The organism is Bradyrhizobium glycinis, assembly GCF_016031655.1.
Classification (GTDB): Bacteria; Pseudomonadota; Alphaproteobacteria; order Rhizobiales; family Xanthobacteraceae; genus Bradyrhizobium; species Bradyrhizobium glycinis.
The window spans coordinates 88,256-106,371 of record NZ_JACCHQ010000024.1 but is presented as its reverse complement, the minus strand read 5'-3'; the positions used below and the strand labels follow the sequence as shown (position 1 = coordinate 106,371).

Sequence of the window (18,116 nt, the reverse complement as noted above, 5' to 3'; positions counted from 1 at the left end):
TCAATCCCGCAGCAGCTCGTTGATGCTGGTCTTGGAGCGCGTGCGCTCGTCGACGCGCTTGACGATGACGGCACAGGCGGTGCTCGGGCCGATCTGGCCGTTCTTCATCGGCTTGCCTGGCAGCGCGCCGGGCACCACCACGGAATATTCCGGCACTTCGCCCATGAAGACCTCGCCGGTCTCGCGGTCGACGATCTTGGTCGAGGCGCCCAGGAACACGCCCATCGCCAGCACCGCGCCCTTGCGCACGATCACGCCTTCGGCGACTTCCGAGCGCGCGCCGATGAAGCAATCGTCTTCGATGATGACGGGCTCGGCCTGCAGCGGCTCGAGCACGCCGCCGATGCCGGCGCCGCCCGAGATGTGCACGCGCTTGCCGATCTGCGCGCAGGAGCCGACGGTGGCCCAGGTGTCGACCATCGTGCTCTCATCGACATAGGCGCCGAGATTGACGAAGGACGGCATCAAGACGACGTTCTTGGCGATGAACGCCGAGCGGCGCACCACCGCGCCGGGCACCGCGCGAAAGCCGGCATCGCGAAAACGGTTCTCGCCCCAGCCTTCGAACTTCGAAGGCACCTTGTCCCACCAGGTCGCCTTGCCCGGGCCGCCGGGAATGACGCCCATGTCGTTGAGGCGGAACGACAGCAGCACGGCCTTCTTCAGCCATTGATTGACCTTCCACTTGCCGTCGCTTCCGCGCTCGGCAACGCGGGCCTCGCCCTTGTCCAGAATCTCCAGCGACTGGTCCACGGCCTCGCGCACCTCGCCCTTGGTCGTGGTCGAGATGCCGTCACGCGCCTCGAAGGCGCTGTTGATGGTGGATTCGAGGGCTGCAAGGGACATCGTGATTTCCTCTGGGGAGCGCGTGGTTTCGCGGGAATTGGAGCGCTTTTTCGGGATTTGACAGAGCGGAGTCAAGGCAAACTCCACCGTTACCCATACTCCGCTGTCGTCCCGGACAAGCGCGCCCTAAGCGCGCGCCGATCCGGGACCCATACCCACAGGAAAAGGTTTTGCGAAGACTCGGAGTTGCCAATCCGGTGCTACGACTGGATCCTGTGGTTATGGGGCCCGGGTCTGCGCTGACGCTTGCCCGGGACGACGCCGGTTATTGTGGCGACAGCCGCGCCAAAAACCCCGCCAGATCATCCGTGACGTGGTCGACATGGGCCGCGTCGCGGCCTTCCAGCTCCCAATCCTCGCGCACCACCTCCTTGGTGCCGTCGGGCACCACCAGCACGGTGGTCATGCCGAGCCGGTGCGGGACGGTGAGGTTGCGGGCGAGGTCCTCGAACATGGCGGCGCGGGTCGGATCGACGGCATGGTCGCTCAGGAACTTGCGATAGGTCTGCTCCGCCGGCTTCGGTTCGAACTCGGCGGCGATGATGTCGAACACGGCGTCGAAATGGCCGGCGAAGCCGAGCCGCGCCAGCACGGCATCGACATGGTCGACCGAGCCGTTGGTGAGGATCAGCTTGCGGCCCGGCAGCTTTGCGATGGCCGCGCCAAGCGCCGGGTTCGGCTCCAGCGGCGAGTGGTCGATCTTGTGGACATAGGCGAGGTAGTCGTCGGCGGAGACGCCATGCAGGGTCATCATGCCGCGCATCGTGGTGCCGAAGCGCCGGTAATAGTCCTTCTGGATCGCCCGCGCTTCCTCCGGGCCGACATTCAGCCAGTTGCAGACGAACTCGCCGATTCTAGCATCGACCTGCTGCCACAGATTGACGTGATGCGGATAGAGCGTGTTGTCGAGGTCGAATACCCAGGTGTCGACATGGGCGAAGCTGCGGGGGGAGGTCATATCGGCATTCTCAACTCGTCGTCCCGGGGCGCGCGAAGCGCGAGCCCGGGACCCATAACCCCAGGGAGGAGTTCGGCGAAGACTCAGGGTGACCAGCTTCCTGCCGTAACCCCTCCCTGGGGTTATGGGTCCCCGCCTTCACGGGGACGACGACGGAGCTTGTAAATGCTTGCGTGCTGATCATGACGTCAATCTCATGGCACGGCGAAGCGCAGCGTTTTGCCGCCGCTCGACATGTCCACGGCGCCGAAGCCCGTCGGCGCAAAGCCGCGCGCGCCGCAATCGGTCTGCTCGCTGGTCTCGAACTTGGTCTCGCGTGTGCAGAGCTGCCTGTCGCCGCCCCAGTTCAGCGGCTTGTCCTTCAGCTTCACGACGCGGTTGTCGGCGTCGACCGCTTCCGCGAAGCTGAAGATCTGCTTCGGCTGGCCGGTCACATCGGGGTGCAGGCAGGTCTTGGGATCGATGCGATACCAGCCGCGGCTCGTCACCGCCTTGCCGTCGTCGGTCGCGATCGCCGCCATCACCTTGTGCGGGGTGTCGTTGCACCAGGTCAGGCCGGTCGCGGATGGCGTCTGCACGGCATCCACCATGGTCTTGAAGAAGTTTTGCGAGCCCACGATGTCGGACGACAAGCCCCGGCTCTTCAGGAATGCGGCCAGCGCCGCTTGCGTCTTTGGCCCGTCGACGCCATCGATCGGCGCGGCGTCGTAGCCTGCGATCACCAGGAGCCGCTGGATGCCGGCGAGGCGCGCCTGCTCGTCGTCATATTCGGAATCCTCGGCGAGATAAGCGACGAGGTTGCCGTCCGCGGCTTGCGTCGGCGTCACCTGCGTGAACGGGACCTGGGTCTGGCCGCTGCGGCACTGCCGTGCCGCCGCTATGACGAAATTGTCCTGCGCGACGCACAGCATGTCGTTGCCGCTTTGCGGGATCGGGGACGCGCCGTAGACGCCGAGCGCGCGGGCGTTGAGCAGGATGCGGTCGGCGGTCAGCGTGCCCTGCACCACCACGCGGCAGGCGGCGGGATCGATCCTGAACCAGCCGCGCGTCGCCGTGGCCGCCTTGTCGTCGATGCCGATCGCGGCCTCCACGACATAGGACATGCGGTTGCAGATCTTGAGGTCGGCGATCGCCGGCGCCGAGGAGAAGAAGAAGGAGGCAGCTGCGGCAGGCAGCGTCATCAGGAAGCGGGTGAGGGGAGAGCGGCGGTGGTGCCGCTCTCTCCGTTCGTCATGGCCGGGCTTGACCCGGCCATCCACGTCTTTGCCACGAGAAGAAAGATCGTGGATGCCCGGACCTTTGCCGCGCCGAAGCGGCTTCGGCCGCGCAGGCGGGACAAGCCCGGGCATGACGGCTCTCGTGCGTGGCGTCTCCCGTCTCACTTGTGGATCAGCGTGCCGGTGCCCTGGTTGGTGAAGAGCTCGAGCAGCACCGCGTGCTGCATCTTGCCGTCGATGATGACGACGCCCTCGACGCCCTGCTCCAGCGCGTAGATGCAGGTCTCGACCTTCGGGATCATGCCGCCGGAGATGGTGCCGTCGGCGATCAGCTTGCGCGCGTCTTTCACCGACAATTGCGGGATCAGCTTCTTCGACTTGTCGAGCACGCCGGGCACGTCGGTGAGCAGCAGCAGGCGTTTTGCCTTCAGCGCGCCGGCCACGGCCCCTGCAAAGGTGTCGGCGTTGATGTTCAGCGTCTGGCCTTCTTTCGAGGTCGCGAGCGGCGCCAGCACCGGGATCAGCTCGTAGCCGATCAGCTGGTTGAGCAAAGTGAGGTCGACCTTCTCGGGATCGCCGACGAAGCCGAGGTCGACCGCCTTCTCGATGTGCGAGTCCGGATCGACGATGGTGCGCGTCGTCTTGGTCGCCTTCACCATGTTGCCGTCCTTGCCGGACAGGCCCACCGCCTTGCCGCCGGCCTCGTTGATGTAGCCGACGATCTGCTTGTTGACGGAGCCGGCGAGCACCATCTCGACGATCTCGATGGTCGCGGCATCGGTGATGCGCAGGCCAGCGGCGAATTCCGAGACGATGCCGAGGCGCTTGAGCATGGTCGCGATCTGCGGCCCGCCGCCATGCACCACCACCGGATTGATCGCGGTCTGCTCGAGCAGCACGATGTCGCGGGCAAAGTTCTTCGCGGTCTCCTCGTCGCCCATGGCATGGCCGCCATATTTGATGACGATCGTTTCCTCGTCATATTGCTGCATGTGCGGCAGCGCTTCGGACAGGATGCGGGCCTGGTCGAGCGGAGAGATGTCGGTCATGTCGCGGGTCTCGCTGGCGGGATTGACGCGGCCTGCGTTCTATCCGATTGGCGGGGACAGCGCAAAGCGTGGTGTTCGCTCTCTTACCCGCCCCTGGAGGGGGAGGGTCGATCGCGCGAAGCGCGAGCGGGGTGGGGTGATCTCTCCACACGGGCACTGCTTCTGGGGAGAGACTGTCACCCCACCCCGCTACGCATTTCGCTTCGCTCCATGCGTAGCGACCCACGGGCGAGCTGCGCTCGTCCCGGACCCCTCCAGGGAGGGTAAGAAAGAGCGTCACTTCCTTGCCGTCACCGCCGCCAGCGTCAGCGCGATCCAGCCCAAGATCATCACCGTCCCGCCCGTCGGCGCTGCCATCGGAAACAGCGCGTGCCCGGCATATTGCCGCAAGGTGAGGTCGCCTGCGAACAGCGCGGCACCGATCGCGAAACCGAACGCTGCCACGAGCCCAATTCCGCCGTGCAGAAGACCGCGCGTCAGCAAGGCGATGGTCGCGAGTATGGCACTTGCATGAAACAGCAGCATGGCGCTGGCGGAGGCAAGACGGCTCGCGTCCGCGCCATGGGCGGATGCGGCGGCCAGCGCGACGCCGGCGGCGCCCATTAAGCCGGCAAGCCCGATCAGCAGGCGCTGCGCGAGCATCACGAGGCCCGCTCTTCCAGGAGCTTCGCCATGGCGGCGCGAAGCTCGGCCATGCCGGTCGCGCTGCGCGACGAGGTCGCGAGCACGGTCGGGAACGCGGCCGGGTGCTTGGCCAGCGCGGCCTCGGTCTCGGCGATGCGTGCTTGCAGCTCGGTGGCCTTCACCTGGTCGGCCTTGGTCAGCACGATCTGGTAGCTGACGGCGGAGCGATCAAGCGTCTTCAGCACCTCGAGATCGACGTCCTTGATCCCATGCCGCGCGTCGATCAGCACGTAGACGCGCGCGAGGCTGGCGCGTCCCAGCAGGAATTTGTGGATCAACTCGGTCCAGGACGCGACCTGGCTCTTCGGCGCCTTGGCATAGCCGTAGCCGGGCATGTCGACGAGGCGCAGGTCGTTCTTGCCTGGAACCTCGAAGAAGATCAGCTCCTGGGTGCGGCCCGGCGTATGCGAGGTGCGCGCCAGCGCGTTGCGGCCGGTGAGCGCGTTGATCAGGCTCGACTTGCCGACATTGGAGCGCCCCGCAAAGGCGATCTCCAGCCCCGCCATCGGCGGCAGCGTTTCGATCGAAGGCGAGGCCCAGATGAACTGCCAGTCGCGGGCGAACAGTTTGCGCCCCGCCTCGATCAGTCGCTCGTCGATCTTCTCGTTCATGCGAGCGGTCTATCCTCTCGTCATGGCCGGGCTTGTCCCGGCCATCCACGTCTGTCTGTCGAGCATCCTCCTAAACGTGGATGCCCGGGACGAGCCCGGGCATGACAACGTGGAGGCATTTGCGCCCGCAATGACGACGCTTACGTCGCCTTCCTCGCGAACGTCGCCTTGAGATTGTCGAATAACTCCACCTTCACGCCGTTGCGGCGCATGATGTAGCTCTGCTGGATCACCGAGAGCAGGTTGTTCCAGGCCCAGTAGATCACGAGACCTGCCGGGAAGCCCGCCAGCATGAAGGTGAAGATCAGCGGCATCCAGTTGAAGATGATCTGCTGTGTCGGATCCGGCGGCGTCGGATTCAGCTTCATCTGGATCCACATCGTGATGCCCATGATGATCGGCCAGATGCCGAGCGCGAGGTAATGGCCGAACACCGGAATCGTGGTCGGATCGAACGGGATCAGCCCGAACAGGTTGAAGAGGTTGGTCGGATCCGGCGCCGAGAGGTCCTTGATCCAGCCGTAGAACGGCGCGTGCCGCATCTCGATGGTGACGAACAGCACCTTGTAGAGCGAGAAGAACACCGGGATCTGGATCAGCACGGGAAGACAGCCGGCGACCGGATTGATCTTCTCCTTGCGGTAGATCTCCATCATCTCCTGCTGCTGCTTCACCTTGTCGTCGGGATAGCGCTCCTTCAGCGCCAGAAGCTGCGGCTGGATCGACTTCATCTTCGCCATCGAGGCGTAAGACTTGTTCGCCAGCGGGAAGAACAACAGCTTCACGATCACCGTCACCAGCAGAATCGAGATGCCGAAATTGCCGAAGAAGCGGAAGAAGAAGTCGAGGCCGAGGAACATCGGCTTGGTGATGAAGTAGAACCAGCCCCAGTCGATCAACAGGTCGAATTGGTTGAGGCCGAGCGCCTTGTTGTAGCCGCCGAGGCCTGCGAGCGGGAAGTTGATGCCGACCACGCCGGCTTCCTTGGCGCCTGCGAACAGCCGCGCGTTGGCCGTCGCGGTGCCGCCGATCGCGACGGTGACGGGGTCGAGCAGATAGTCGGTCTGGTAGGTATGGACCCTGCCGACCGGGTTCGACGAGAAACGCGCCTGGAGCTGGGCGTTGGTATCGGGCAGCAGCGCGGAGGCCCAGTATTTGTCGGTGATGCCGAGCCAGCCATTGGTGGCCTTGAAGTTCACCTGCTTGGCTTCGTCGATCTTGCTGTAGGCATATTCCTGCAGCCTGTGTTCGCCGAGATAGCCGATCAGGCCTTCATGCAGGATGTAATAGCCCGAGACCTGCGGCGCGCCATGGCGCGAGATCAACGCGAACGGATAGAGCGTGACCGGCGCGTTGCCGACATTGCTCACCTCGTCCTTGATGGTGAAGAGATAATGGTCGTCGACGGTGATGGTGCGGCGGAAGGTCAGGCCGTCGCCATTTTCCCATTTCAGCACCACGGGTGTCGACGGCGTCAGGCTGCCGCTGCCCTCCTGCTGCCAAACGGTCTGGGCATCCGGCATCTTTGCCGTCACGCCCGTCGCCGCAACCCAGCCGAACTCGGCGTAATAGGGCTCCGCCGTGCCCGACGGCGAATAGAGGACGATCGGCGGCGATTTCGGATCGACCGTCTCCCGATATTGCACCAGCGCGATATCGTCGATGCGGCCGCCCTTCAGCGAGATGCTGCCGGCGATCCGCGGCGTCTCGATCTTGACGCGCGGGCTCGCTGCAATGGCGGTCTCGCGGGAAACGACCAATTGGGGCTGGCTCGCGGCCGGCGTTGCCGGCTGGGCCGCACCGCCCGGCTGCGGCGCGGTGCCCGGCGTCGCCGGCGCGCCGCCTGGCGTCGCCGAGGCGGTTGGCTGCGGCGTCGTCTTCTGGAGCTCGGCCTGCGCCTGCTGTTGGGCGCGCTGCTTCTCCATCTGCGGCACATTGTAGAAATACTGCCAGGCGATCAGGACCAAGCCGGACAGAATGACGGCGAGGATGGTATTGCGATTGTCGGTCATCTCGATTGTCTCGTCATCAATCCGGTTTGCGGCTGGTCGCTGCGGCGTGACCCGGCCTGTGGCCGCGCGCTTTGGCCGTATGCCGCGCGGGCTTCGTGAACGCTATGCGCAGATCGTCGAGCATGGTGGCGAAGTCGCGCGAGAGCGCGTCCCTTCGTCCGACCAGGACATAATCATGGTGGGGCTGCATCGATGTCGGATCGAGCCGCTTCACCAGTTCGCGCAACCGGCGCCGGATGCGATTGCGCTCGGGGGCGTTGCCGTTCTTCTTGGTGACGGTGAAGCCGATCCTGACAGGGCCGGAATCATCGCGGCGGCGGCTTTGCAGGACGAACGCGGGACTATTCACCCGCGCGCCATTGGCAACGGCGAGGAAATCCGCCCGCTGCCTCAGCCGATCCATGATGAAATCCCAAAAAGGGGGTCCGGCTCAGGCGCTCAGACGCTTGCGGCCGCGGGCGCGGCGGGCGGCGAGAACCTTGCGGCCGCCGGCAGTGGCGAGACGGGCACGGAAGCCGTGACGGCGCTTGCGCACCAGTTTGCTGGGTTGATAAGTCCGCTTCACGGGTTTTTCTCCGCTGACCGGGCAATTTGCCTGTAGAATTGATGGTAAAGTCCGGAAGATGCGGCCCAAAACGGGCCCTTTTTCGGCCCCAAGAGAGCCGCTCCCGGTGTCGCACCGGGTCATCGCGGACAATTCGCGCGGCTTATAAGGGAGCGCCTTGTTTTCGTCAACGCCGCACAAGCGCGCGATTGTCGTGAATATCGCTGTTTGCGCGCCGTTTTTAACCCTTGAGGTGGCGACTCGCGCTATCAGCGCTTACATCCCACCTCGGCAGATTAGCGATCCGTAATTTGACCGGGCTTCGGTCGGGTCGCATCCTCCATCAGCCAAGGTCAACAGGGGCGAGTTTCGTGGCAGCCACAGATCGCCAGCCGATCCAGGATCTGGATCAGCCGGACCAGCCGGCGACGCGGCCCCGCGGCTCTCGCGGGCTCGGGCTGTCGGGCAAGCTGCTGCTGCTCACCGTGCCCCTGGTGATGATCGCCGCCAGCCTGCTTTACGTCCCCGCCATCGCCAATTTCTGGGTCAACCGTCTCAACGATCGCGTGGCGGCCGCCAACACCGCGGCGCTGGTGCTGGATGCGGCGCCGCTCGGCATGGTTCCCGATTCGCTGTCGCGCCAGATCCTCAAAAGCATCAATGCCCGTGCCGTCGCCATCAAGATGGGCCAGCAGCGGCGGCTGCTCGCCAGCGACAACATTCCGGCCGCCATCGAGCACGACATCGACCTGCGCGACATGACGGCCTGGGAGGCGATCACCGGCTCGTTCCGGATGATGCTGGAGACCGGCAACCAGGCCATCCGCATCGTCGGTCCCGGCGTCGGCAATGCCCAGTTCATCGAGATCGTCACCGACGAGCTGCCGCTGCGGCAGCAGATGTACCGCTTCTCCCGCAACGTCGTCGTGGTTGCACTGATCATCGCGGTGCTGACCGCCGGCCTCGTCTATCTCGCGCTTCATTATCTCTTCGTGCGGCCGATGCGGCGGCTGACCGCCAGCCTGGTCGGCTTCCATGAGAATCCCGAGAGCTCGGCCGGCATCATCGTGCCGAGCCAGCGCAGCGACGAGATCGGGGTGGCCGAACGCGAATTGTCGGACATGCAGCGCGACCTGATGTCGATGCTGCACCAGAAGAGCCGGCTCGCCGCCCTCGGCCTCGCCGTCTCCAAGATCAACCACGATCTGCGCAATCTGCTCGCCTCGGCCCAGCTGCTGTCGGACCAGCTCGCCAGCGTGCCGGATCCGCGCGTGCAGCGCTTTGCGCCCAAGCTCGTGCGCTCGCTCGAGCGCGCCATCGCCTTCTGCCAGTCGACATTGTCCTACGGACGCGCCCAGGAGGCCGCGCCCGACCGCCGCATGATCCTGATCGAGCCTGTGGTGATGGAGGTGCGGGAGACCGCGGGGCTCGCCAACGACGCCTCGATCGCCTGGGTCGCTGCGATCGAGCGCGGGCTCACGGTCGATGCCGATCCGGACCAGCTGTTCCGCGTCTTGCTCAACCTCGTCCGCAACGCCGCCCAAGCGCTCGAAAGCCATGCGGCGGGCGAGGGGGGTGTGCAGCAGATCCGGATCACCGGGAAGCGCGAAGGCGCCGTCGCGATTCTCGAGGTCTCCGACACCGGCCCCGGCGTCCCCCCGAAGACCCGGGAGCGCCTGTTCGAGGCCTTCCAGACCTCGGGCCGCCCCGGCGGCAGCGGCCTTGGCCTCGCCATCGCCGCCGAGCTGGTCCGCGCCCATGGCGGCGACATCCACCTGGTCGAAGGCACCATCGGCGCTACTTTCCGCATCGTCATCCCCGACCGTCCCGTGGAACTGCTCTCCATCCGCAACGAGCGCCAGAGGGCGTAGTCGGCCGGCGGCCGACCGAACGAGCGGACGCGATCTCCATGATTTCCGTCATTCCGGGATGGGCCGAAGGGCCAGGCCCGGAATCCATAACCCCGGCTGGTGGTCATGGATTCCGGGCTCGCGAATTCGTCGCGCCCGGGAATGACGGCCTGAGATGCGGAAATGCGCAAAAATCTCCCTCTCCCGGACCTTGCCAATCGGGACAAGAGCGGTTAGTCAGAGCGCTCTTTCGCACCCCCTCCGGCTCCGCCGGGGGCTGCTTGCGGGCCCTGCCCGCGCTGTTTGCGAAACACGCGCCCGTAGCTCAGCTGGATAGAGCATCAGACTACGAATCTGAGGGTCGGACGTTCGAATCGTTCCGGGCGCGCCATCCTTCGCCGAAAGGTCAGGACAGGACAGCATCTGGTCGCCAGACCGGCCCGAAACCGGATGGCCATGCCGTGTGGGGAGCTGGATGAGGATATCGCAGGCGTTCAAGTTCGAGGCGGCGCATCGGCTGCCAAACGTGCCCGAGACTCACAGGTGCAGCCGGCTGCATGGTCATTCCTATCGGGTCGAGGTCCAGCTGGACGGACCGGTCGACCCGCACACCGGCTTCGTCGCTGATTTCTTCGATATCGAGAAAAGCTTCGCCGGCATCATGGCCGCGCTGGATCACCAGTGCCTGAACGAGGTCGATGGCCTCGCGAACCCGACCGCTGAGAATATCGCGGTCTGGATCTGGGACCGGCTGAAGCCGAGCCTGCCGCAGCTGTGGGCGGTCCGGGTCTATGAGACGGCGGATTGCTGGGCCGAATATCAGGGGCGGTGACGACGGCCCGGCGCTGAGCCGGCGCCGGCCTCGCCGCCATGAGCTGCAGCCGCTCATCGTGTGGATGGAGCATCAGGCTGCGAAGCGGCGGGGGCAGACGTTCGAAGCGTTCCTGATCAGCCGTATGCGCGGAGTGCCGCTGCCTGCACGCCGCCGGACGGGCTCATACTCACGCATATATGAGCTGTGTTGATAACCGTATGCGGTCCGGAAGGTTTAATTTCAAGCTGGCGTCGAATGTCCGCAATGCCAGTTTGTGCCTGGCCCCTGTACAGGGAAACCGTTAATGGAACGCAAGCTCGCCGCGATCATGGCCGCCGATATCGTCAGCTACAGCCTGATGATGGCCGAAAACGAGGTCTCCACCTATAAAGAGCTGTGCACCGTCTTCGACAATCTGATCGAACCCACGGTCGCGCAGCATGGTGGACGCATCTTCAAGAAGACCGGCGACGGGTTTCTGGCGATGTTTCCCAGCGTCAACGAAGCCGTTGATGCCGGCACCGCTATCCAGCAAGGGTTCGACAACGCCCCGTTTGAGCTGCGCATAGGCATCAACCTCGGTGATGTCATCGAGGATAATGGCGATATGTACGGCGATGGCGTTAATGTCGCCACACGGCTTGAGGCGATGGCCGATCCCGGTAGCATCTTTGTCAGCGGCGCTGTCGTCATGGCCGCAGACCGCAATCGCGGCGACGTGTTCGCGCGTGTGGGCCGCAGGCGCGCCAAAAACATTCCCGAGCGTCTTAATGTCTACCGGGTCCGGCGCGCGCAATCCTCGTGGTCTCGCTGGCGAAAAATCCCGCGCGTTCTACACGGTACCGCTGCGCGCTGGTCGTATGGCGTCGTCGCCGTAGCCCTTGTCCTCATCGGTACCCAGATCCAACCGCTTTCCCTGGCGGCGATGGTCAGCCGGCTCCCGGCCGCGCTGTTTTCCGACCAGACCCGCACCGACCCGCGGCCGTCAGTCGCGGTCATGCCCTTTGCGACCATGGGCGGCGACCAGTCGTACTTTGCAGACGGGCTGACCGAGGATGTGACCACGGCGCTTGCAAGGAATTCCGAGCTTCAGATCATCGCGCGCGACTCCACATATGCCGTGCGCGGGCAAGAAAGCGATATGCGCAGGCTCGGGGCAAAGCTGGGCGTTTCCTACGTGGTGGAAGGCAGCGCGCGCCGCGAGGGGGACCGGCTTCGCGTCTCGGCGCAGCTGATCGACGTGAAATCGGGCGCGCATCTTTGGTCGCGCAGCTTCGACAGGCAGGTTGCCGACGTCTTCACCGTACAAAGCGAGCTGACCACGGAAATCGTCTCTCAGCTCGCGCCGTATATCGGCCGAAATGAAGCCGCCGCTGCCGCGCAACGTCCGACCGACAACCTTCAGGCTTACGATCTTCTCCTGCGGGCTCGTCATCGATACCGGCATGGCGTCCAGGATGCGGAAGCACTCATGGAGGCACGCGGCCTATATCAGCGCGCGCTGGAAATGGACCCGGCCTATGCCGCCGCCCGTGCGGGGTTGGCTCTCACTTACATCGCGGATGTGGCCAGGAGGTCGAATGGTCGGGCGACAGCGCATGAGCTGGAACTAGGTCTTAGCGAAGCGCGCCAGGCTGTGCGCCTCGATCCCAATCTCTCGCTCGGCTATCAGGTGATCAGCTTCGGGCTGGCGGTGCAGGGCGATTATGCGGGCGGCTTGCAGGCCGCCAAGCGCGCTGTCGAACTGAATCCCAATGACCCGGATAGCATGATGGCATTGGCAAAAGCGCAAGTCCGTTTCGGGGACTACGCGGACGCCGTTGCCAATGCCGAGCGGGCACGTCGCCTTCATCCCATGGCGCCGGAATATTACGCCTATGTGCATGGCCAGGCTCTTTACGCCGCTGATCGTCGCGATGACTCGGCTACCGTGATCTCCGAATGCCTTGTAAGGGCGCCGCGCGATGCCAACTGCCTGCTGATCCAGGCTGCGCTGCAAGGCCGGCGCGGTGATATAGAGGCGGCGCAGCTGACGATGGCAAACCTGGTAGCGGCCCAACCGACATTTTCGTTGGAGGCAGAGCGCTCTTATCGCCGGTTTGGCAACAAGCCGCTCATGGAGCAGTTCCTAAAGGACCTGACGGTGGCGAAGGCACCAGGGGCTGCGTAATAGGATTTTGTGTAGCTTCTCAGTTTCATCTCGTCGGGCGCGCCGTTTCGATAGTAAGTTCGTCCGATGCGCATTATCGATTATCTGTTCTCCCGCCTCGTTTTATTCCTTGCCATCGGAGCCGCCCCGGTGCTCCCCGTGCGCGCAGCCGAGACCTGCCCGTTCATCAGCGCCCAGGAGCTCGCCCGCGCGATGCCGGCGCACAAATGGACGCTGATCTCGAACCAGGACGGCCGCGGCTGCATCTACCAGGCCGGGCGCGGCGACACGATGATGCTGTCCGTGTTCCGCAATCCCGACAAGGACCGCGCCAAGGAATTGTACGCGACCTTCGTCGAGACGCTCAGTGAGCGCATGAAGCTGAGCGCAGTGGCTGACATCGGCGACGAGGGCCAGGGCGGAACCAGCGCCGCCGGCGCCGAGCGCCAGGAGGCCTCGGTCGTCGCTCTCTCCGGCGACTACATTCTGCAGATCAGTGTCTATCCGATCGGCCGCCGCGCCGACGATGCGCTGCTCGGCCCCATCACCGAAGCCGCAAGAATTGCCGTCGCCAACGTGAGCAAGAGCAGCGAGCGGTTCGGCAATTGCGAGTGGCTCACGGCCGCCGATGCCGACGGCTTTCTCGACAACAGCACGCTGACGGTACAGCGGACCGGCGCGGGCAGCTGCCTGATGTTCGATCGCGAGGCCAACACCATGACGGTCGCAGTGATCGCGATGTCGCGCGACACCGTCCTCGGCATGATGAAGCGGGCGGGTCCCTGCACGCACGTGGCGATACCCGAGCTCGGCCGCGAAGCCTTCGGCGAGCATTCCTGCACCAAGGGCAACGGCAACGCCGTCAACATCTATGTCTGGAGGAACGGCAGGCAGGCCTCGATCCTGTTCGCCCCGGTCAAGCCGCATCCGCAGTCCGGCTCCGTCGAGCGCCTCAAGGCGGTGGCCGCGCGGGTGTATGGGAAACTGTGATGGTGCTGCGAGGCATTGCGGGCGCATGCGCCCGTCGCTCGGCCGGAAACGGGATTTCGGTAGGAACGGTTCGCTACCGAGCGCGAGTCAGCTCCACGCCATCGACCACCATCTTCCATGTTCCCGCCTCCTGGTGAGGCGGTTTCGAGACCTCGAATATCGTCGACAGGAATGGAATTCCAACGACGAAATTATCACCCTCGAACCGGCGCAGCGGCGCATTGATCGTCGTCGAGACCTGGCCGATCGCGGTGTCCTTCCTGACGCGCTTGTAGTGGACGGTCCCGTCCTTGGTGATTTGCACGTCCATCGCCTGGGCGTGCCATTCGCCGACATAAGCGGCCTTGTCTTCCGTCACCGGCTGTCCGCACGCGGAGAGCAGCGGCACGGCCGCAACGAGAACCGTCAAAGAAGTCAGCTTTCTCATATTTCGCTCGACAGCAGCAGGCATCACGAAGATGCAGGTAGCACCCCTCTTCGTCGGCCATGGCGTCATTTCGGTTCACGGTCTCCCAGCACCTCCTTGCACTTTGCCGCGAACGCGTTGAGGTATGCGCCGAGCTCGCTCGCCAGCGCGTCGGAGCGCTCGACGTTCTGCAGACTCATGTTGAGCGCGTAGACCGGAAGGCCGTCGAGCACGATGGGTGTTGCGACCGCGAGAACGGCGGGCTGCCACGACACCGCGCAATAGCCGTCGCGTTCGACGGCGCTGATCGATCGCCTGACCTCTGCCAGCAGCGCCCTGGTCGCAGCAGCGCTGCGCCGCTTGAACTGCTTCAGCAATCGCTCGCGCTCAGTCTCTGTAATGCCGGCGAGGTAGGCGCGGCCCAGCGACGTCAGCTCCATCGGCACCTGCTGGCCGGCGACCACATTGCGCAGCGCCGCGCGCGGGCTGTAACGGATCGACTCCAGGTAAACCATCATGGTCCTGTCCGCAGTCGCGAGCCCGACGTTCAGCCGGCGCCTGGCCGATTCCGCCCGCATCATCGGGCCGATCGCGTTGAGCACGGGCGATCCCGTCCGCATGGCGTGACCGATGCTGATGACCGATGCGGCAAGGCGGTAGGCCCGCTCGCTGCGGACTTCGTCGAGCATTCCGGAATTGACCAGCGTCCGGGTCAGCCGACTGACGGTTGATCGCGGCAAGCCTGTTCGCTCCGCGATCTCGCCGTTGCCCAGCGTATCGACGCCGGGGCGGAACGCCCGGAGGATCTCGATGCCCCGTTCGAGCGAACGGTTGCCGTCGACCCCGCCCGCATATCTGCGCGCCATCTTCGCTCTCCCGGGCGTTTCCACTAAGTGGAATTAAGGGGATGTTCGGTTGGCTGCAAGCCGCTATAGGCAGCGGAAAGAATAATGCCGGGCTGCGCACGGCTCGACGAGGAAACCGCAGTTGCGGAGCTCGCGCCGATCATTCGTCGCGCGCCGACCGATCCGACTCCCAGGAGTTTGCCATGGCCTATCAGCTCATCGAATTTTCCGTCGAGGACGGAATTGCGACGATCGCCTTCAACCGGCCGGACCGGCGCAATGCCATGAGCGACGAGATGCGCGCCGAGTTCTCAGGCGCGCTGGAAACCGTGTCCCGCGACAGGGCGATCAAGGCGCTGGTGCTGACCGGGCGCGGCAACGCCTTCTGTGCCGGCGGCGACATCGCCGGCATGAAGCGCCGGCTCGAAGCGCCGCAGGGCGAAGTCGCATTCAACGGATGGAGTCGTCAGCAGGGCGTGCATCATGTGCAGTCGCTGCTGCTGGGTCTGCCGAAACCGACCATCGCCGCCGTCAACGGCGCCGCGGCGGGCCTCGGCGCCGACACCGCGCTCGCCTGCGACTTCGTCATGGGCACGGAGCGATCGAAATTCACCTGGTCCTACATCAAGCGCGGCTTGATCCCCGATGGCGGCGGGCTGTATTTCCTGCCGCGCCGGGTCGGGCTTGCCAGGGCCAAGGAGCTGATCTTCACCGGCCGCGTCGTCGAGGCCGACGAAGCGCTCGCGCTCGGCATCGTCGATCGCAAGGTGGCCGCGACCGAGCTGCTGTCGGCCGCACAGGCCTGGGCAGCGGAACTGGCTCAAGGGTCTGCCACCGCGCTCGCGCTCGGCAAGAAGATCCTGAACGAGACGTTCGAGCATTCCGCGCACGATATCTTCAATCTGGGCAGCCAGGCGCAGGCCATCTGCTACACCAGCGCCGAGCATCGCGAGGCCGTGGCGGCGTTCCTCGCGCAATCCTCGGCGAAGGGTTGAGCGATGAGTGCGATCGAACGCCTGATCCGGCCGCGCAGCATCGCCGTGATCGGTGCATCGGCGGACCCGGGCAAGACCTCGGGGCGACCGGTCTCCTATCTCCGGAAGCACGGCTTCGCGGGAGCGATCTATCCGGTCAACCCGAAGGTCAAGGAAATCGGCGGTCTCGCCTGCTACGCCGACGTCGCCTCGCTGCCCGACGTGCCTGACGTCGGCCTCGTCCTGCTCGGCGCCGAACGCGCCCACGTCGCGGTGCGCGAATTGTCCGCGCGCGGGGCTGCCGCGGCGATCGTTCTCGCCAGCGGCTTCACCGAAACGGGAGCGGAAGGCGCCGCGCGCCAGCAGCAGCTGATGCAAGCCGCCGGATCCATGCGCCTGCTCGGGCCGAACACGATCGGCCTCGTCAATCTCACCGACAATATTGTGCTGTCGGCCTCGGGCGCGCTGGCCATGGACCATTTTCCGGCAGGTCCGGTCGCGTTGGTCTCGCAGAGCGGAGGCATTCTCGGCGCCATCTTGTCGCGCGCCGCGGCGCGCGGGGTCGGGCTGTCGAAGCTGGTGTCGACCAGCAACGAAGCCGATCTCGAACTCGCTGATTTCATCGACTTTCTCGCCGACGACAATGCGACCAAGGTCATCGCGCTCTACATCGAGGCGATCCGCAATCCGGCCCGCTTCCGCGAGGCGGTGCTCAAGGCACGAGGTGCCGGCAAGCCAATCGTCGCCTTCAAGATCGGGCGATCGGAAGCGGGCGCAAAGGCGGCTATCTCGCACACGGGCGCGCTCGCAGGCTCCGACCGCATGTACGATTCCTTGTTCAGGCAGCTCGGCGTGATCCGCGCGAATACGTTCGAAGACCTGCTCGACATTCCGGCAGCGCTTGCCGCAGGACGGAAACTTTCCGGCCGGCGCGTGGCGATCCTTACCTCGACCGGCGGCGCCGGCACCATCGTGTCCGACAGTCTGGGCGTCGCAGGCTTCGCAACGCCCGCTCCCGACGCGGATACGGCCGCGCAACTCCGCGCCTTGCAGTCGGGATCGCACGCCATGCTCGACCGCAACCCGATCGACGTGACCCTGGCCGGCCTACAGCCGGATCTGCTGCGCGCCGCAATCCGCATCCTGCTCGCCAGCCCGTCCTACGATGCGCTGGTCGTCATCGCCGGCTCGTCAGCCGTGGGTTCGCCGGCGCTGATGGCCGACGCCATCTACGACTGCCTGCCGCTCAGCGGCAAGCCCGTCATTGCCTATGTGAGCCCTGACGCGCCCGACGCGGTCTCCGTCCTCACGCAACGAGGCGTCCCCGCCTATACCTCCGCCGAAAGCTGTGCCGCTGCGCTCGACGGATTGTTGCAGGCCGGAATGTCCGAGCAGGTCCCGACGTCCGGCTCGGCTGGGGCGGCCGTCGACATCACCGATCTCCCGGCGGGATCGCTGGACGAAGCACAGGCCAAGGCGTTGTTCGCCCGCTTTGGTATTCTGATCGCTGCAGAGCAGGTGGTCGCAACGGCTGAAGACGCGGAACGGGCGGCGCGAGACTTCGGCGGCAAAGTCGTGCTCAAGATTCTCTCGCGCGAGATCGCGCACAAGAGCGACGTCGGCGGCGTCGCGGTCAACCTGACAGCCGAGACCATTGGCGGCCGGCTGACGGCGATGGCCGACGAAGTCGAGACAAGGACCGGGAAGCGGCCCGAGCAATTCCTGGTTCAGGAGATGATTTCAGGCGGCATCGAAATCATCCTCGGGATGCACCGGGATGCCTTGGGCGTCGCCATCCTCCTCGGCATGGGCGGCGTCGCCGCCGAGCTGTTCAAGGACACCACGATGCGCCTGCTGCCGCCGGAAGGCGGCCTCGGCCTCACCGAGGCGCGCGCGATGGCGCGCGACCTCGTCACATGGCCGTTGCTGGACGGCTTCCGCGGCCGGCCGAAATGCGATGTCGAAGCGCTCGCAGCAGCGATCGTCGCTTTCTCGCAGATGGTCGCGCAGCTCGGCGACCGGCTCCTCGAGGCCGAGATCAATCCGGTCTTCGTGCTGCCGGCCGGCCAGGGCGTGAAGGCGGCCGACGGACTGGCTGTTCTGGGCGCAAGCAAATGAAGCCGCACCGCTGTCGCTTGCCAAGAACGCGCAAGATGGCAGGCGGCTG

General features: G+C 65.2%; 17 protein-coding genes and 1 tRNA gene. 7 read left to right on the top strand and 11 right to left on the bottom strand.

Annotation, left to right across the window (positions count from 1 at the left end):
* The 9 genes from dapD to rpmH all read right to left on the bottom strand — a co-directional run bounded on the left by dapD (position 1) and on the right by rpmH (position 7,942).
* Positions 1 to 846: a 2,3,4,5-tetrahydropyridine-2,6-dicarboxylate N-succinyltransferase gene (gene dapD / locus HZZ16_RS28360; RefSeq protein WP_197953118.1), complete on the bottom strand. Its 846-nt coding sequence runs from the start codon at positions 844 to 846 to the stop codon at positions 1 to 3.
* 265 nt (positions 847 to 1,111) lie between these two features.
* Complete coding sequence (locus tag HZZ16_RS28355) at positions 1,112 to 1,804, bottom strand: pyrimidine 5'-nucleotidase (protein ID WP_197953117.1); 693 nt, start codon at positions 1,802 to 1,804, stop codon at positions 1,112 to 1,114.
* A gap of 194 nt (positions 1,805 to 1,998) precedes the next feature.
* The gene (locus HZZ16_RS28350; protein ID WP_197953141.1) at positions 1,999 to 2,985 is read right to left on the bottom strand and encodes a DUF1036 domain-containing protein; all 987 of its coding nucleotides are present in this window, start codon (positions 2,983 to 2,985) and stop codon (positions 1,999 to 2,001) included.
* A gap of 197 nt (positions 2,986 to 3,182) precedes the next feature.
* Positions 3,183 to 4,070, bottom strand: coding sequence for an acetylglutamate kinase (gene argB / locus HZZ16_RS28345; RefSeq protein WP_130363552.1), 888 nt, complete (start codon positions 4,068 to 4,070; stop codon positions 3,183 to 3,185).
* Positions 4,071 to 4,346: 276 nt separating this feature from the next.
* Positions 4,347 to 4,712, bottom strand: coding sequence for a DUF423 domain-containing protein (locus HZZ16_RS28340; protein ID WP_197953140.1), 366 nt, complete (start codon positions 4,710 to 4,712; stop codon positions 4,347 to 4,349).
* Entirely contained in the window at positions 4,712 to 5,365 is a 654-nt protein-coding gene (gene yihA / locus HZZ16_RS28335) for a ribosome biogenesis GTP-binding protein YihA/YsxC (protein WP_197953116.1), read from the bottom strand. The genes HZZ16_RS28340 and yihA overlap by 1 nt, the downstream gene beginning before the upstream one ends.
* Before the next feature lie 140 nt (positions 5,366 to 5,505).
* Positions 5,506 to 7,377, bottom strand: coding sequence for a membrane protein insertase YidC (gene yidC / locus HZZ16_RS28330; protein ID WP_197953115.1), 1,872 nt, complete (start codon positions 7,375 to 7,377; stop codon positions 5,506 to 5,508).
* 16 nt (positions 7,378 to 7,393) lie between these two features.
* Positions 7,394 to 7,780 carry a ribonuclease P protein component gene (gene rnpA, locus HZZ16_RS28325; RefSeq protein ID WP_197953114.1) on the bottom strand — a complete coding sequence of 129 codons (387 nt, stop codon included), beginning with the start codon at positions 7,778 to 7,780 and terminating at the stop codon, positions 7,394 to 7,396.
* 27 nt (positions 7,781 to 7,807) lie between these two features.
* The gene (gene rpmH / locus HZZ16_RS28320; protein WP_008542748.1) at positions 7,808 to 7,942 is read right to left on the bottom strand and encodes a 50S ribosomal protein L34; all 135 of its coding nucleotides are present in this window, start codon (positions 7,940 to 7,942) and stop codon (positions 7,808 to 7,810) included.
* Positions 7,943 to 8,292: 350 nt separating this feature from the next.
* Here rpmH and HZZ16_RS28315 point away from each other — a divergent pair, with 350 nt between their 5' ends.
* The 5 genes from HZZ16_RS28315 to HZZ16_RS28295 all read left to right on the top strand — a co-directional run bounded on the left by HZZ16_RS28315 (position 8,293) and on the right by HZZ16_RS28295 (position 13,724).
* A complete protein-coding gene (locus HZZ16_RS28315) occupies positions 8,293 to 9,792 on the top strand; it encodes an ATP-binding protein (protein ID WP_197953113.1) in 1,500 nt (499 codons plus the stop codon).
* Positions 9,793 to 10,085: 293 nt separating this feature from the next.
* A tRNA-Arg gene (locus HZZ16_RS28310) sits at positions 10,086 to 10,162 on the top strand.
* An 84-nt stretch (positions 10,163 to 10,246) separates the two neighbouring features.
* Complete coding sequence (gene queD / locus HZZ16_RS28305; protein WP_109145451.1) at positions 10,247 to 10,603, top strand: 6-carboxytetrahydropterin synthase QueD; 357 nt, start codon at positions 10,247 to 10,249, stop codon at positions 10,601 to 10,603.
* A gap of 286 nt (positions 10,604 to 10,889) precedes the next feature.
* The gene (locus HZZ16_RS28300) at positions 10,890 to 12,755 is read left to right on the top strand and encodes an adenylate/guanylate cyclase domain-containing protein (protein WP_197953112.1); all 1,866 of its coding nucleotides are present in this window, start codon (positions 10,890 to 10,892) and stop codon (positions 12,753 to 12,755) included.
* Between the two features lie 66 nt (positions 12,756 to 12,821).
* Positions 12,822 to 13,724: a hypothetical protein gene (locus HZZ16_RS28295; RefSeq protein WP_197953111.1), complete on the top strand. Its 903-nt coding sequence runs from the start codon at positions 12,822 to 12,824 to the stop codon at positions 13,722 to 13,724.
* A 73-nt stretch (positions 13,725 to 13,797) separates the two neighbouring features.
* On the opposite strand, the gene HZZ16_RS28290 is transcribed toward HZZ16_RS28295, so the two are convergent.
* On the bottom strand, positions 13,798 to 14,151 hold the full coding sequence (locus tag HZZ16_RS28290; protein ID WP_197953110.1) for a hypothetical protein: 354 nt from the start codon (positions 14,149 to 14,151) through the stop codon (positions 13,798 to 13,800).
* 65 nt (positions 14,152 to 14,216) lie between these two features.
* Complete coding sequence (locus tag HZZ16_RS28285; RefSeq protein WP_197953109.1) at positions 14,217 to 14,996, bottom strand: IclR family transcriptional regulator; 780 nt, start codon at positions 14,994 to 14,996, stop codon at positions 14,217 to 14,219.
* A gap of 182 nt (positions 14,997 to 15,178) precedes the next feature.
* Here HZZ16_RS28285 and HZZ16_RS28280 point away from each other — a divergent pair, with 182 nt between their 5' ends.
* Both HZZ16_RS28280 and HZZ16_RS28275 read left to right on the top strand, forming a co-directional pair.
* Positions 15,179 to 15,970, top strand: a complete 792-nt coding sequence (locus HZZ16_RS28280) for an enoyl-CoA hydratase/isomerase family protein (protein ID WP_197953108.1) — start codon at positions 15,179 to 15,181, stop codon at positions 15,968 to 15,970.
* Between the two features lie 3 nt (positions 15,971 to 15,973).
* Entirely contained in the window at positions 15,974 to 18,067 is a 2,094-nt protein-coding gene (locus tag HZZ16_RS28275; RefSeq protein ID WP_197953107.1) for an acetate--CoA ligase family protein, read from the top strand.
* The last annotated feature ends 49 nt before the right edge of the window (positions 18,068 to 18,116 follow it).

Coding starts and splice junctions, on each gene's coding strand:
- HZZ16_RS28300 (WP_197953112.1), top strand. CDS start 10,890: ATGGAACGCAAGCTCGCCGCGATCATGGCCGCCGATATCGTCAGCTAC.
- HZZ16_RS28350 (WP_197953141.1), bottom strand. CDS start 2,985: ATGACGCTGCCTGCCGCAGCTGCCTCCTTCTTCTTCTCCTCGGCGCCG.
- HZZ16_RS28295 (WP_197953111.1), top strand. CDS start 12,822: ATGCGCATTATCGATTATCTGTTCTCCCGCCTCGTTTTATTCCTTGCC.
- HZZ16_RS28280 (WP_197953108.1), top strand. CDS start 15,179: ATGGCCTATCAGCTCATCGAATTTTCCGTCGAGGACGGAATTGCGACG.
- HZZ16_RS28340 (WP_197953140.1), bottom strand. CDS start 4,712: ATGCTCGCGCAGCGCCTGCTGATCGGGCTTGCCGGCTTAATGGGCGCC.
- dapD (WP_197953118.1), bottom strand. CDS start 846: ATGTCCCTTGCAGCCCTCGAATCCACCATCAACAGCGCCTTCGAGGCG.
- HZZ16_RS28275 (WP_197953107.1), top strand. CDS start 15,974: ATGAGTGCGATCGAACGCCTGATCCGGCCGCGCAGCATCGCCGTGATC.
- argB (WP_130363552.1), bottom strand. CDS start 4,070: ATGACCGACATCTCTCCGCTCGACCAGGCCCGCATCCTGTCCGAAGCG.
- rnpA (WP_197953114.1), bottom strand. CDS start 7,780: ATGGATCGGCTGAGGCAGCGGGCGGATTTCCTCGCCGTTGCCAATGGC.
- HZZ16_RS28355 (WP_197953117.1), bottom strand. CDS start 1,804: ATGACCTCCCCCCGCAGCTTCGCCCATGTCGACACCTGGGTATTCGAC.
- HZZ16_RS28290 (WP_197953110.1), bottom strand. CDS start 14,151: ATGAGAAAGCTGACTTCTTTGACGGTTCTCGTTGCGGCCGTGCCGCTG.
- queD (WP_109145451.1), top strand. CDS start 10,247: ATGAGGATATCGCAGGCGTTCAAGTTCGAGGCGGCGCATCGGCTGCCA.
- yihA (WP_197953116.1), bottom strand. CDS start 5,365: ATGAACGAGAAGATCGACGAGCGACTGATCGAGGCGGGGCGCAAACTG.
- yidC (WP_197953115.1), bottom strand. CDS start 7,377: ATGACCGACAATCGCAATACCATCCTCGCCGTCATTCTGTCCGGCTTG.
- HZZ16_RS28285 (WP_197953109.1), bottom strand. CDS start 14,996: ATGGCGCGCAGATATGCGGGCGGGGTCGACGGCAACCGTTCGCTCGAA.